The 14,070-nt window shown below is 67.6% G+C and carries 11 protein-coding genes; 4 read left to right on the top strand and 7 right to left on the bottom strand.

The window, feature by feature from the left end:
• Position 1: 1 nt before the first annotated feature.
• Positions 2-2,125 (bottom strand): excinuclease ABC subunit UvrC, encoded by a 2,124-nt coding sequence (gene uvrC / locus ACO0LU_RS08500; protein ID WP_424790938.1) that lies wholly within the window; start codon positions 2,123-2,125, stop codon positions 2-4.
• 51 nt (positions 2,126-2,176) lie between these two features.
• On the bottom strand, positions 2,177-5,122 hold the full coding sequence (gene uvrA, locus ACO0LU_RS08495; RefSeq protein WP_424790937.1) for an excinuclease ABC subunit UvrA: 2,946 nt from the start codon (positions 5,120-5,122) through the stop codon (positions 2,177-2,179).
• Between the two features lie 152 nt (positions 5,123-5,274).
• On the opposite strand from uvrA, the gene ACO0LU_RS08490 reads away from it, so the two are divergent.
• Together ACO0LU_RS08490 and ACO0LU_RS08485 are read left to right on the top strand one after the other, a co-directional pair.
• On the top strand, positions 5,275-5,958 hold the full coding sequence (locus ACO0LU_RS08490; RefSeq protein ID WP_424790936.1) for an MBL fold metallo-hydrolase: 684 nt from the start codon (positions 5,275-5,277) through the stop codon (positions 5,956-5,958).
• Positions 5,959-5,981: 23 nt separating this feature from the next.
• Positions 5,982-6,275: a YciI family protein gene (locus tag ACO0LU_RS08485; protein ID WP_424790935.1), complete on the top strand. Its 294-nt coding sequence runs from the start codon at positions 5,982-5,984 to the stop codon at positions 6,273-6,275.
• A gap of 7 nt (positions 6,276-6,282) precedes the next feature.
• Here the strand turns inward: ACO0LU_RS08485 and ACO0LU_RS08480 are convergent, their stop codons facing one another.
• Complete coding sequence (locus tag ACO0LU_RS08480) at positions 6,283-7,296, bottom strand: TerC family protein (RefSeq protein WP_424790934.1); 1,014 nt, start codon at positions 7,294-7,296, stop codon at positions 6,283-6,285.
• A 305-nt stretch (positions 7,297-7,601) separates the two neighbouring features.
• On the opposite strand from ACO0LU_RS08480, the gene ACO0LU_RS08475 reads away from it, so the two are divergent.
• Complete coding sequence (locus ACO0LU_RS08475; RefSeq protein ID WP_424790933.1) at positions 7,602-8,477, top strand: MurR/RpiR family transcriptional regulator; 876 nt, start codon at positions 7,602-7,604, stop codon at positions 8,475-8,477.
• Positions 8,477-9,607, top strand: coding sequence for a serine hydrolase domain-containing protein (locus ACO0LU_RS08470; RefSeq protein WP_424790932.1), 1,131 nt, complete (start codon positions 8,477-8,479; stop codon positions 9,605-9,607). Before ACO0LU_RS08475 ends, ACO0LU_RS08470 begins: the two co-directional genes overlap by 1 nt.
• Here the strand turns inward: ACO0LU_RS08470 and murQ are convergent, their stop codons facing one another.
• From murQ to ngcE, 4 genes are all read right to left on the bottom strand, one after another.
• Entirely contained in the window at positions 9,608-10,537 is a 930-nt protein-coding gene (murQ, locus tag ACO0LU_RS08465) for an N-acetylmuramic acid 6-phosphate etherase (RefSeq protein WP_424790931.1), read from the bottom strand. It abuts the gene before it with no gap.
• Positions 10,538-10,657: 120 nt separating this feature from the next.
• Positions 10,658-11,554, bottom strand: coding sequence for a carbohydrate ABC transporter permease (locus ACO0LU_RS08460; protein ID WP_424790930.1), 897 nt, complete (start codon positions 11,552-11,554; stop codon positions 10,658-10,660).
• Positions 11,554-12,579, bottom strand: a complete 1,026-nt coding sequence (locus ACO0LU_RS08455; RefSeq protein ID WP_424790929.1) for a carbohydrate ABC transporter permease — start codon at positions 12,577-12,579, stop codon at positions 11,554-11,556. Before ACO0LU_RS08455 ends, ACO0LU_RS08460 begins: the two co-directional genes overlap by 1 nt.
• Complete coding sequence (ngcE, locus tag ACO0LU_RS08450; protein ID WP_424790928.1) at positions 12,576-14,000, bottom strand: N-acetylglucosamine/diacetylchitobiose ABC transporter substrate-binding protein; 1,425 nt, start codon at positions 13,998-14,000, stop codon at positions 12,576-12,578. The genes ACO0LU_RS08455 and ngcE overlap by 4 nt, the downstream gene beginning before the upstream one ends.
• Positions 14,001-14,070 lie beyond the last annotated feature (70 nt).

Below are 14,070 nucleotides of genomic sequence, written 5' to 3'. Positions count from 1 at the left end.
ACTAGGTTCTCACGCCATCGCCACCAGGTGGCGGGTTCGGGACGCCGCCCGTGCCCGGCGTCGGATTGAGCACGGCATGGACGGTTCGGGCGAGCCCCGGCCCGATCCCGGGCACGGCCAGGATCTGGTCCACCGACGCGGCGCGCAGTTTCTTCACCGACCCGAACTCGGTCAGCAGCGCCTGCTGACGGGCCGGCCCCAGGCCGGGGATGGCATCGAGCACCGAGCGGGTCATCGCCTTGCTGCGCCGCTTTCGGTGGTGGGCGATCGCGAAGCGATGTGCTTCGTCCCGGATGCGCTGGAGCAAGAAGAGAGCGTCGGAGGTGCGGGGCAGCACCAGCGGGTAGTCCTCGCCCGGTAGCCACACCTCCTCCAACCGTTTGGCCAGGCCCACCACGGAGACATCCTCGATGCCCAGGTCGTCCAATGCTAGAACCGCAGCGGCCACCTGGGGGGCGCCGCCGTCGACCACCACCAGTTGCGGCGGGTAGGCGAACCGTTTCTGGGGCCGTGCCGCTGGGGCGGCCGACGACGCCTCCCCCGGTGTGAGGGCCCGGGGTGGTGCCTGGTCGGGCACCGAGGCCGCCCGCGCCGTGCTTCCGGGGTCGGCGTGCGGCTGGGTGAGCAGGTCCGGACGCGGAACCGACGGATCCGGCCCGGGGGCACCGTCCTCCACTGCGGCAGCGACGTCGTCGTCCTCGGTTCCCGACCCAAGCACCCCGGCCAGGTAGCGCCGGAAGCGGCGGCTGAGCACCTCATACATCGCCTCGGTGTCATCGCGGGCACCGTCGCCGTGGGCGCCGCGGACCACGAAGTGGCGGTACTCGCTCTTACGGGCCAGGCCGTCCTCGAACACCACCATCGAGGCCACCTGCTCACTGCCGGCGGTGTGGGAGATGTCGTAGCACTCGATCCGGAGAGGTGAGGTCGGCAGATCCAGCTGCTCCTGGAGTTGGGCCAGCGCGTGGGATCGGGCCGTCAGGTCACCGGCGCGGCGGGTCTTGTGCAACGCCAGAGCCTGCTGGGCGTTGGCCTCCACCGTCTCGGCCAGCCGCCGCTTGTCCCCGCGCCGTGCCACCCGCACACTCACGTTCGCCCCGCGCAGGCTCCGCAGCCACTGCTGCACCTGGGCGAGGTTGTCCGGCTCGGCCGGAACGATCACCTCCCGGGGTACCGCCTGCGGATCGGTGGTGCCCCCGTAGACCTGCTGGAGCAGCCGTTCGACCAACTCACCCTCGGACAGGTCCTCCACCCGCTCGGTGACCCACCCACGCTGGCCGCGGATCCGCCCGCCCCGGACGTGGAACACCTGGACCGAGGCCTCCAGTTCGTCGGCGGCCATCGCGAACACGTCGGCGTCGGTGCCATCGGGCAGCACCACAGCGTTCTTCTCCACCACCTTGCGCAAGGCGCCCAGGTCATCGCGCAGCCGTGCGGCACGCTCGTAGTCCTGCTCGGCCGCCGCCGCGCGCATCTGCGCCTCGAGGCGGCGCTCGAACTGCGCGGTGGTCCCCGCCATGAAGTCACAGAAGTCCTCGGCCAGATCCCGGTGCTCCTCCGGCGAGATCCAGCCCACGCACGGGGCCGAGCACTTGCCGATATAGCCCAGCAGGCACGGGCGCCCGGCGGCCTTGGCCCGTTTGAACACCCCCGCCGAGCAGGAGCGGATCGGGAACACCCGCAGGAGCAGATCCACCGTCTCCCGGATCGCCCAGGCGTGGGAATAGGGACCGAAGTAGCGGGTGCCGGGCCGCTTCGCGCCGCGCATCACCTGCACTCTGGGGAACTCCTCACCCATGGTCACGGCAAGGAACGGGTAGGACTTGTCGTCGCGGTACTTGACGTTGAACCTGGGGTCGAACTCCTTGATCCAGGCGTACTCCAGCGCCAGGGACTCCACCTCGGTGTTCACCACGGTCCAGTCCACCGAGGCGGCGGTGGTCACCATCTGCTGGGTGCGCTGGTGCAGGCCGGCGAGGTTGCCGAAGTAACTCGACAGGCGCGAACGCAGGTTCTTCGCCTTGCCCACGTACACGACCCGCCCGTGGGAGTCCAGGAAGCGGTACACCCCCGGTGACTCGGGAATCTCCCCGGGACGGGGACGGTAGGTCGAGGGATCAGCCACGGTTCCACCCTAGTTCGACCCGCGCCCGGTCAGCGCCGGGGTAAGGGCGGCTCAGGCGCTCTTCTTGGACCGTGCCTTGGTGGCCCGCCGGACCGAGCGTGCCTTCGGCCGCGACGGGGTGGCCACCAGCGTGATCGGCTTCGTCCGCACGACCGCGTCGGTGCCGACGATCTCGGCGATGAACCTGCCGGTGTGGCTCGCCCCCACCTGGGCCACCTGCTCGGGTGTGCCGCTGGCCACCACGGTGCCACCACCGATGCCGCCCTCGGGACCCATGTCGATCACCCAGTCGGCGTTCTTGATCACATCGAGGTTGTGCTCGATCACCACCACGGTGTTGCCCTTGTCGACCAGGCCCTGCAGGACACCCATGAGTTTGCGGATGTCCTCGAAGTGCAGCCCGGTGGTCGGCTCGTCCAGCACGTAGACCGTGCGGCCGGAGGAGCGCTTCTGCAACTCCGAGGCGAGTTTGACGCGCTGAGCCTCACCGCCGGACAGGGTGGGGGCGGGCTGACCCAACCGCACGTACCCCAGGCCCACATCGACAAGGGTCTTCAGGTGCCGGGCCACGGCGGGCACGGCAGCGAAGAAGTCCGCGGCCTCGGTGATCGGCATGTCCAGCACCTCGGCCACCGTGCGGCCCTTGTAGTGCACCTCCAGGGTCTCGCGGTTGTACCGGGCCCCGTGGCACACCTCGCATGGCACGTAGACATCGGGCAGGAAGTTCATCTCGATCTTCAGCGTGCCGTCACCCGAGCACGCCTCACAGCGACCACCCTTGACGTTGAAGGAGAACCGGCCCGGGGTATACCCGCGCACCTTCGCCTCCTGGGTCTCGGCGAAGAGCTTGCGCACGTGGTCCCACACCCCGGTGTAGGTGGCCGGGTTGGAGCGCGGGGTCCGCCCGATCGGGCTCTGGTCCACGTGCACCACCTTGTCCAGGGTCTCCAGGCCGGTGACGCGCTTGTGTCGGCCCGGAACGGTGCGTGCCCCGTTGAGTTCGTTCGCCAGCACCTTGTACAGGATGGAGTCCACCAACGTGGACTTACCGGAGCCGGAGACCCCGGTGACGGCGATGAAACAGCCCAGCGGAAAGGGCACGGTGACGGACTTGAGGTTGTTCTCCCGCGCCCCGTGCACCACGATCTGGCGCTTCGGGTCCGGTTCGCGCCGTTGGGCCGGGATCGGGATCTCCCGTCGCCCGGCCAGATACGCCGCGGTCACCGAGTCCTCCTGGGTGAGCAGGTCGGCGTAACTACCCGAGTGCACGATCCGTCCGCCCAACTCCCCCGCTCCCGGCCCGATGTCCACGACCCAGTCGGCGGTCCGGATGGTGTCCTCATCGTGCTCGACCACGATCAGGGTGTTGCCCAGGTCACGCAGCCGGCTGAGGGTGTCGATCAGACGCCTGTTGTCACGTTGGTGCAGCCCGATGCTCGGCTCGTCCAGCACGTACAGCACCCCGACCAGGCCCGAGCCGATCTGGGTGGCCAGCCGGATCCGCTGGGCCTCCCCTCCGGAGAGGGTCCCCGCGGCCCGGGACATCGACAGGTAGTCGAGCCCGACGTCGAGCAAGAAGCCCATCCGGGCGTGGATCTCCTTGAGCACCTGGCCGGCGATCGCCGCCTCGCGGGGGCTCAGTTCGAGCGCGTCCAGGAACTCCTTGGCCTGGTCGATCGGCAGACTGCACACCTCGGCGATGGACTTGCCGCCGACGCGCACCGCGAGCACCTCGGGTTTCAATCGCGCCCCATGGCAGGCCGGGCACGGTACCTCCCGCATGTAGCCCTCGTAGCGTTCGCGGGACCAGTCCGAATCGGTCTCGGAGTGGCGCCGTTCGATGAAGGAGATCACCCCTTCGAAGCCGGTGGAGTAGGACCGCTCCCGGCCCCACCGGTTGCGGTAGCGCACGTGCACCTTGTGGTCCTTGCCGTGCAGGATCGCTTCCCTGGCGCGCCTCGGCAGGGCCCGCCACGGCACGTCCATGGAGAACTCGAGTTCCTCGCCCAGGGCGCCCAGCACCCGCTCGAAGTAGGCCGCCGACCCGGTGGTCCACGGCGCCACGGCACCCTCGGCCAACGTCAGGTCCTCATCCGGGATGACCAGATCCGGGTCCACCTCCAGGCGGGTCCCGATCCCGGTGCACTCGGGGCAGGCACCGTAGGGTGCGTTGAAGGAGAAGGTGCGCGGCTCGATCTCATCGAGTGTCAGTGGGTGGTCGTTCGGGCAGGCCCGGCGCTCGGAGAACCGGCGCACCCGCTCCGGGTCCTCCGGCTCGGCGTCGACCAGGTCCACCAGGAGCAGTCCCTCCGCGAGCCGCAACGCGGTCTCCACCGAATCGGTCAGTCGCTGGCGGATGTTCTCCCGGACCACCAGCCGGTCCACCACCACCTCGATGGTGTGCTTGAGGTTCTTCTCCAGCGTGGGCGGTTCTGCCAGTGGAACGGTCTCACCATCGACCCGAGCCCGGGCGAATCCTTGTGCGCCCAGGTCACGGAACAGGTCGGCGTACTCCCCCTTGCGGCCACGGACCACCGGAGCGAGCACCTGGAACCGGGTCCCCTCGGGCATCTGCCGCAACTGATCCACGATCTGCTGCGGGGTCTGGGCGATGATCTTCTCGTCACACACCGGGCAGTGCTGGGTACCGGCCCGGGCGTACAGCAACCGCAGGTAGTCATACACCTCGGTGATCGTGCCCACCGTGGAGCGCGGGTTGCGGTTGGTGGATTTCTGGTCGATCGAGACTGCGGGTGACAACCCCTCGATGAAGTCGACGTCCGGCTTGTCCATCTGCCCCAGGAACTGGCGGGCGTAGGCGGACAGGGATTCCACGTACCGGCGCTGCCCCTCGGCGAAGATCGTATCGAAGGCCAGCGACGACTTCCCCGAACCCGACAGCCCGGTGAAGACGATCAGCTGGTTCCGGGGGAGGTCGAGGTTGATGTTGCGCAGGTTGTGTTCCCGCGCGCCGCGGATCAGGAGGTGGTCACTCACGTCACCAATGGTAAACGCTGGCACCGACATCGTACAACTGTTCGACTGCGTGTGTTCGGCCACACCGCACCCGCCGGTCACCTGCGGTGCACCGGCCACACCGCACCCGCCGGTCACCTGCGGTGCACCGGCCACACCGGCACAATGGGTCGATGAACACCTCCGCAGCCTTCGTCCCCGGCCACGCCGAGCCCGGAGGTCCCAGCATCGCGTGGGACCTGGGCGTCGTGCAGATCCGCAAGGCCTCGGTATCGGAGCAGGACAACAACGCCTACCTGCTCACCGAGACTTCCTCCGGAGCGCACCTTCTCATCGACGCCGCCGATGATGCCGACCGGCTGTGCGCACTGCTCGCCGAGCCCGGCCCCGCCGGCGAGGTCGCCGCGATCGTGACCACGCACCAGCACTGGGACCACCACCGGGCCCTCCCGGCCCTGGTCGAGCACACCGGTGCGCCCGCCCTGGCAGGAGCCGACGACGCCGCGGCGCTGCCCGTGCCCGTGCACCGTCACCTCCGGCACGGGGACCGCGTGCGGCTGGGCGCGCAGCATCTGGACGTGATCGGACTGCGCGGACACACCCCCGGGTCGGTTGCGCTGGCCTGGACCGACACCAGCAGCGGGGTGGTGCACCTCTTCACCGGCGACAGCCTGTTCCCCGGGGGGGTGGGCCGAACCACGAGCGAGGAGGACTTCGACTCACTACTCACCGATGTGCAGACCAGGATCTTCGACGTCTACGACGACGATGCCGTGGTCCACCCCGGGCACGGCGACAACACCACCCTGGGCGCCGAACGTCCCGAACTGGACCATTGGCGCGAACGCCGGTGGTGAGCCTCGCGTACTAAGGTCGGCGCATGAGGATCTTCGCCGTCGAGTACATCTATGACGTCCAGCGCACCGAGGACCTGAACGAACTGCGGCCCTCGCACCGGGAGTTCCTCGGGAGACTGCACGACGAGGGCACGCTCCTGGCCTCCGGTCCATGGCTGGACAATGCGGCCCCGGGTGCCCTGCTGATCCTGCGCGGCGAGTCCGACGCCGAGGTGTCCCGCCTGCTCGACGAGGACCCGTTCCAGCGGGCCAAGTTGATCACGCACCGTACCCTGCGTGCCTGGAAGCCGGTTTTCGGGCCGTTCGAGGACGACTGAGCAATCTTCAGTTCCCCAGTGCCCGCGGTGGTTTCACCGGCTTGGGCTTACCCTTCCGCCGGCGTCCGATCGTCAACGAGGCCACCGTGGTGACGATCAGGATGCTCAGGACCGCCAGCAGGGAAACATTCGTCGGGATCTCCGGCACCACCTCGATCGGCTCACCGCTGTTGAGGAAGGGCAGGTCGTTCTCGTGCAGAGCGTGGATGATGGCCTTCACCCCGATCAGCGTCAGGATCGCGGCGAGTCCGTAATGCAGGTAGACGAGTTTGTCGAGGAGCCCGTCGATCAGGAAGTACAGCTGGCGCAGGCCCAGCAGTGCGAACGCGTTCGCGGTGAGGACCAGGTAGGTCTCCTGGGTGACGGTGAAGATCGCGGGGATGGAGTCCACCGCGAACAGGACGTCGGCAGACCCGATCGCGATCATCACGATCAACATCGGGGTGACGTACAGGAGGCCGTCCTGCCGGACGAAGAGTTTGTCGTCGGCGTAGTCGTCGGTGGTCCGGAACAGCCGGCGCACCAGCCGCAGCATGGCGTTCTCCTGGTACTCCCCCTCCTGTTCGGAATCCTGGCGCAACTGACCGATCGCCACCCAGATCAGGAACGCGCCGAAGATGTAGAAGATCCAGGCGAACTCGTTGACCGCGGCGGCGCCGACGAAGATGAAGATCGTGCGCAGCACCAGCGCGATGACGATGCCGATCAACAGCACCTTCTGCTGGTACTGCCGCGGCACCCGGAAACTCGACAGGATCAGCACGAACACGAACAGGTTGTCCACACTCAGTGACTTCTCCAGCACGTAGCCGCTGAAGTACTGCTGGCCGTACTCCGAGCCCCAGGTGACCCACACCACGACGCCGAAGATCAGCGCGATGAGCACGTAAGCGGCAGACCAGAGGCCCGCTTCCCTCAACTGGGGCTCATGCGCCTTGCGCACGTGACCAAGGAAGTCGACCAAGAGCATGGCCACGATGACCCCGACCGTGACACCCCACACCCACAGGGGCACATCCATACCTAACCTCCGGCGACACTCATGATGGGCACCGGAGGTCTCTCCCACCCACACTCGTGGGCTGGCGGCACCGGATGGACACCTACGCTCATCGTGATGACGACGCCGCCATGGTCGGGATACTCCCCTCCAACGGGCTCACGCTAACAGGTGCCCGCGCAGTTCGACACCCGCACGCCCCTGTCACCTCCATCACAGCGGGAGCGCCGCGGTTGGTCAACGAGCTCCGTAGCGAGCCGACCGAGGGTAACCTTCGTACATCACGCGGGCTCGCTAGCTCGAATCCACCACCCGGAGGCCTTCACGTGAGCATCCAGTCCCAGATCCAGGCCAAACGCGGCTTCCTGGCCCCTTCGATGCAGCGAGTGGCCGATGTCATCCTGACCGACCCCCACGTGGTCCTGGAAGGCACGATCTCCGAACTCGCGCGCCGCTCGTCGACGTCGGAGACCACGATCGTGCGGTTCTGTCGTACCCTCGGGCTGCACGGCTACGTGCAGTTGCGCCTGGCCCTGGCTACCGAGATGGGCCGCGAGGATGCGCGCCGTCTGGACACCTCCTTCCACGGTGCGGATCTGACCGGGGGCGCGGAGGCCGACGACACGTCCCTGGGGTCGATGATCGCCACCATCGGTTTCACCGAGAGCCTGGGCATCGAGGAGACCATCGCGAAACTGGACCTCGGGGTCCTGGAACAGGTGGTCTCCGCCATCGACCGAGCGGACCGCATCTCCGTCTACGGCGTCAGCGCGTCCGGCTGGTCGGCGGCAGACCTGCACCGCAAGCTCTTCCGGATCGGGCGCCACTCGTCCCACTTCGTCGACGGCCACGAGGCGGTCCTGTCCACCGCGTTGATGCGGCCCGGCGACGTGGCGATCGGTCTCTCCCACCGTGGCACGACCACGGAGGTGATCGGCTTTCTCGCCGCAGCCAAGAGCCGGGGGGCCACCACGGTCGGGATCACCAACGTGGCCGGGTCTCCGGTCGCCACAACCTCCGACCTCAGCCTGTTCACCAGCGTGCGCGAATCCCAGTTCCGGGCTGGTCCGATGGCCTCGCGGACCGCGCAACTCGTGCTGGTGGACTGTGTCTTCGTGGGTGTGGCCCAGCGCCGGCTGGATGACTCGGTCGCGGCGCTCCGGGACACCTACGACACGGTTGCCAAGTACCGGCAGACGTGATGGACGGCCTGGAGGCGACCCTGCAACGGGCTCTGGACTCGGCGACGCTGGCCGCGCGCGCCCCGGTCACGCCACCGGGTCACCACGGCGAGCCGGGTGCGGAACCACGAAGGGGTACACCGGCTGCGCACGCGGTGATCGCTCACCGGGGTCATGTCGTGGCGACGGCGCACGCCGGTGCCGCTGAACTCTTCACGCCCGACGGCGGCCTGCTCGCCGACCCACGCCCGCTGGGTCCCGGCGATGTCTTCGACCTCGCCTCGTTGACCAAGGTGCTCGTCGGGGTGACCGCGCTGACCCAGGTGCGCTCCGGCGTCATCGGCTTGGAGGATCCGGTGGTGCGGCACCTGCCGGCGTTCACCGGCGACGGGCGCGAGGACGTGCTGGTGCGGCACCTGCTCATCCATACCTCCGGCCTGCCCGCGATGTTCGAGCACTGGGACACTCCGGCGCACCGGGGCGAGCGGGTCGCGGTGGTGCTCGCCCAGCGCCTGCGGCATCGGGCCGGCCGCGTGCACAGCTACTCGTGCGTGGGCTACCAGGTACTCGGCCTCCTGCTCGAGCAGGCCACGGGGCAACCGCTGCCGGAGTTGCTGGCGCGGGAGGTCACCGGCCCCCTGGGCATGGCCGATACCGGCTACCACCCCGCCGAACCCGACCGGGTGGTGCCCACCGAGTACCAGGACGACCCGGCCCGGGGGCTGGTGCGCGGCCAGGTGCACGACGAGGCCGCGTGGGTGCTGGGCGGCGCCGGGAACGCCGGGGTCTTCGCCACCGCTGCCGATGTCCTGACCTTCGCCGAGGCGATCCGTACCGCGACCGGCCCGATCGATGACGCCATGCGCAACCTCCTCAGCACGGATCTGCTCGATGCCCGCGGGCGCGTCGCCGCCGGGTTCGGCCAGGCCGTCGGTCTACGGGTGGGCGACGCCTCATTCATGGGCGTCGACGCCGACGGGCTTCTCGGGCACACCGGATTCACCGGCACCTCGCTGGTCATCGACCCGGCCCGGGAACTGTCGGTGGTCCTGCTGACGAACCGGGTGCACCCCTACCGTTCGGCGTTCACGGTGATGGGGTTGCGCCGGGCCGTGGTGGAGTTGGCCCAGGCATGGGTGGATCGGGCCTGATCAGCCCTGTTCCAACGCCTGCCGCAGCACCCCCCCGGCCTGGTCCAGCGCCTGCTCGGCGCCGGTCCGGTCCAGTCCGTGCCGGATCATCAGCGCCGCCACCGGAACGCGCAGATCCGATTCATCCAACGCTCGGCTCGCCTGCGCCCTATCCACACCGGTGACCGCCATCACCAGCCGCTCGGCCCGGTCCCGTAACTTCGCGTTCGTCACCGATACGTCCACCATGAGGTTGCGGTAGGTCTTGCCGAGCCGGATCATCACCCCGGTGGAGATCATGTTCAGCACCTGCTTGGTGGCCGATCCCGCTTTCAACCTGGTGGAGCCGGCCAGCACCTCCGGTCCGACCGCTACCTCGAGTGCGTGATCGACCACGAGGCCGAGTTCCGATCCGGTGTTACAGGCCAGTCCTACTGTCAGCGCTCCGGCCTCGCGGGCAGCACGGAGCGCACCCAGCACATAGGGCGTGCGCCCGCTGGCTGCGATCCCCACCACCGCATCACCGGCTCGCACCGAGGCGGCGGCAACGTCCTGGGCGCCTTGGTCCGGGGAGTCCTCGGCCCCCTCGACGGCGTCGAACATGGCGGTGCGGCCACCGGCGATGATGCCCTGGACCAAGGAGGGATCGGTGTGGAAGGTGGGTGGGCACTCGGCCGCGTCCAGCACTCCGAGCCGCCCGGACGTCCCGGCCCCGAAATAGAACAGGCGGCCACCGGCCCGCAGGCAATCCGCGACGGCGTCGACCACCGCCGCGATCGCCGGCAGCACCGCGCCCACCGCTGCCGGGACCTGCTGCTCCGCCTCGTTCATCGCCGCCATCACCTCTAGGGTGGGAGCCAGGTCGAGGCCCTGGTGGCGGGGATCGACCTGTTCGGTGGCCAGTGCGTCGATCGTTCGATCAGGTGGGGTGGGGGCGTGGTGACTTGTCATGTTCGGCACAACGCTGGTGCGCAACCAGCCGACTCCTCGGGATCGCCGGCGAGGCAGACTCGCCGCTGCGTGGGGGTGGGCCCGTCCTCCCGCGGGCCGCGGGAGAACGGGGTGGGCGGACTATTTCATGGTTCCCTGGGCAACCGACCCCTGGAGGCGACGCTGGAATATGACGTAGATGACCAGCACCGGGATGACCGTGATGACCACGGCGGCGAACATGGCGCCGTAGTCGGTGCGGTAGCCGGCCGAACTGACGAAGGAGGCGATGCCCTGGGACAGTACCCAGTTGTCCCGGTTGGTGTTCAGCGCCACCGGGAGCAGGTACTGGTTCCAGAGCCCGAGGAAGTTGAAGATCGCCACCGAGGCCATCCCCGGTACCGCCATCGGCAGCATGACCGAGAAGAACGTCCGCCAATGCCCGGCGCCGTCGACCTGCGCTGCTTCGCTCATCTCCACCGGCAGACTGCGGAAGAAGGCGTACAGGAAGAACACCGTGAACGGAAGTGCGAAGGCCACATACACAACGATCAGCCCGGGCAGGGTGTTGCGGATGCCCAGGTTCTCCATGACGAAGAACAACGGCACGATGGCCAGGAACACCGGGAAGGTCAGCCCTGCGAGCATCATGTAGTAGATGCCCCTGCGCCCGGGAAACTCATACCGGGCCAGGATGTAGGAACACATCGCCCCCAACAGCATCACGAGGAACAGTGCTCCGCCCACCACCAGGACGGTGTTGACGAAGTACCCCCCGATCCCGTGCTGGGTCCACGCCGTGACGAAGTTGTCCAGGTTCACCCCCGTCGGCAATGCGAACGGGGACGAAAAGATGGCCGTGTTCGTCTTGAACGAGGACATCAACGTCCACAGCATCGGGAGGATCACGATAATGGCCCAGATCGCCAGCACGACGTGGGCGCTGCCCATCACCACCCGGTCCCGGCCGTCCTCGCGACGGTGACGCACCTTCACCGCCCCCGCTGCCGGGGGCCTGGCTTCGGTTTGCAGGCTCATCAGGATGTTCCCTTCTCATCGCGTCCGCCGAGGAGACGGTTGACGCTGAAGACGATCGCCGCGAAGAGCAAAGTCACCAGGGCCAGCACCACGCCCATCGCGCTGGCGATCCCGAAGCGTCCGTCGGTGAAGGCCGTGCGGAACAGGTACTGCGACATCACCAGGGTGTCGTTCGCCGGACCGCCACTGGGGTTGAGGGCTTGGACGTAGACGAAGCCGTCCAGGGCGATGATGCCCAAGTAGATCCAGGCCGTCTGCACGTTGTTGCGGATCAACGGCAAGATGATCGAGCGGATGGTCCGGAACCGACCGGCCCCGTCCAGGCGGGCAGCCTCGAACGTTTCGGCCGGCACCCCCTTGATCGCTGCGATGAACAACAGCATGTAGAACCCGACCATGCCCCAGATGATCACGAACATCGTCACCGGCATCGCGGTGGCAACCCGGCCCAACCAGGGATAGGACTCGAACTGGTCCAATCCGAAGGCGGTGAGGATCCCGTTGATCAGACCGATATTCGGGTCGAAGATCAACCGCCACATCAGCGCGATCACGATCGCCGGGATCGCGTACGGGAAGAAGGACACCACCCGGTAGAAGTCCGATCCGGCCAGGCCACGCACATTGCCCCTACCGGCACCACCGACGGTGATCAGACTGGCGAAGATCAGCGCAATCGTGATCGTCACGAACGGCACAACCAGGGCCAGGCGGGTGCTGTTCCACACGGCGGTACGGAACAGATCATCGTTGAACAACCGGACGTAGTTGGACATACCGATCACGTCGAACTCGGCGGTGAAGCCGGTCCAGTTGGTCACCGAGTAGTAGGCCGCTTGCGCGAACGGCCAGATCACGAAGACGAGGAACAGGCCCAGGGGCAGGCCGAGGAACATCACGAAGAAGCTGATGTAGTCCAAAGTCAGCGGGTGGCGCCGACGACGCCGGGGGGTCTTGATACCCCCCGGCGTCGGCCCAGCCGTGACGGCCAGGGCACGCCCTGGGTCCTGGCTGGTGGCAGTCACGTCACCTCGATGATCTCGATCGAGTCGTCCTCACGGATCTGGTCGCTCTGCGACTGCAGCGCCTCAGTGAGTTCGTCCACGCTGGTCTGGCCATCCAGGAAGGAGTTCCAGTGCACCAGCATCTCCTGGTTCATCCCATAACGACTGACGAAGTCGTGGGTGTAGATCGCTCCGGAGGCCGCTTCCAGCATGTCCGTCTGGGAGACCAGTGCGGTGGATCCGAAACCATCCTCGGGTACGGTGCCGGCGACGATGGTCGGAGCCAGCTTCTCCTGAGCGAAGTACTCCGCCGCCTCACGAGAGAGCATCGTGCGCAGCAGTTCCTTGCCGGCCGCAAGGTTCGCGGCGTCGGCGGGAACGATGAACGGCTCACCAGCGGTGGAGTGGAGCGCCGTTGCACCCAGTGCCGGACTGTCGGTCAACGACATCGCGGGGAATCCGCGCATCTCGAAGCCGTCGGCGGTCTGGTCGGACATTTCGTTCTCGATCCAGGAGCCCGAGGGGTACAGGATCGCCTGCTGCTCCTGCGACCACTGTGCCTGCGCAGCAGTGAACTGAGTGCCGGAACCACCGGGCAGGAAGTAGCCGGCGTCCACGATGTCCTTCATGTGCTGGAAGACCTCCTGGAGCGCTTCGTGCCTCCAGGCATCCGGCTCCAGGTTCTCCAGGGCCAGTCGGAGTTCGTCGCCGGCCTCCTTGATCGCCGAGTCGATGGCCAGCGTCTGGTAATAGGTCGCAGCCTCCTGGCCCCACACGAACAGATACAGGTCCTCGTCCTGGGCTGCCGCCCCGAGTTCCTTGGCCTCATCCCAGGTGGTCGGCGGCTCCCAGCCGTACTCCTCGAACAGCGACCCGGAGTACCAGAGGCCGTAGACGGTCAGCACATAGTTGATCGCGACGAGCCGGCCACCGAAGGTGCCCGGTTCCAGAACGCCGTCGAACAGGGTGTCCCGGATCGTCTCACCCTCCAGGTTCGGAGCGTCGATGACGTCGTCGAGTTCCTCGAGCTGGTTGAGAATCGTGGTGAAGCCGATCTGCTGGGCACCGGCGTTGTCGATCAGGTCCGGTGGGTCACCACCGACGAACCGGGGCTGCAGTTCCGGCGCGATGTTGACGGTGCCGGAAACGTCGAAATTCATGTCGGGGAACCGCTCCGCCATGATGTCCGCGGCGAACTCGACGTAGTCGATGCCGTAGCCACCGTCGAAGATCACCGCCTCCACCGATGACGTCTCGTCCACGCCGAACGGGTTCTCCGTGTCGACTTCTTCCGCCTCGCCGTTGCCATCCTCCGTCGGGTCCTCGGTCGGATCACCGTCGGAGCCGCCAGTGGCACAGGAGGCGAGGGTCACGCCCAGGGGCGCGCCCATCGCGGCAATCAAAATGCTACGTCGCTTCATCGACGTACCGTTGCTGGTCATCACTGACACCTTTCTTCGGGGTTTCGCGCTGCGGCGGGCTCTGCCGCAGCCGGGTCGGGGTGGATGCGTG

Origin of the sequence: Pseudactinotalea sp. Z1748 (genome assembly GCF_049725185.1) — a bacterium.
In the GTDB taxonomy this organism is placed as follows: domain Bacteria; phylum Actinomycetota; class Actinomycetes; order Actinomycetales; family Beutenbergiaceae; genus CALKWS01.
The sequence above is the reverse complement of the archived record's forward strand: the minus strand, read 5'-3'. Positions and strand labels throughout refer to the sequence as shown.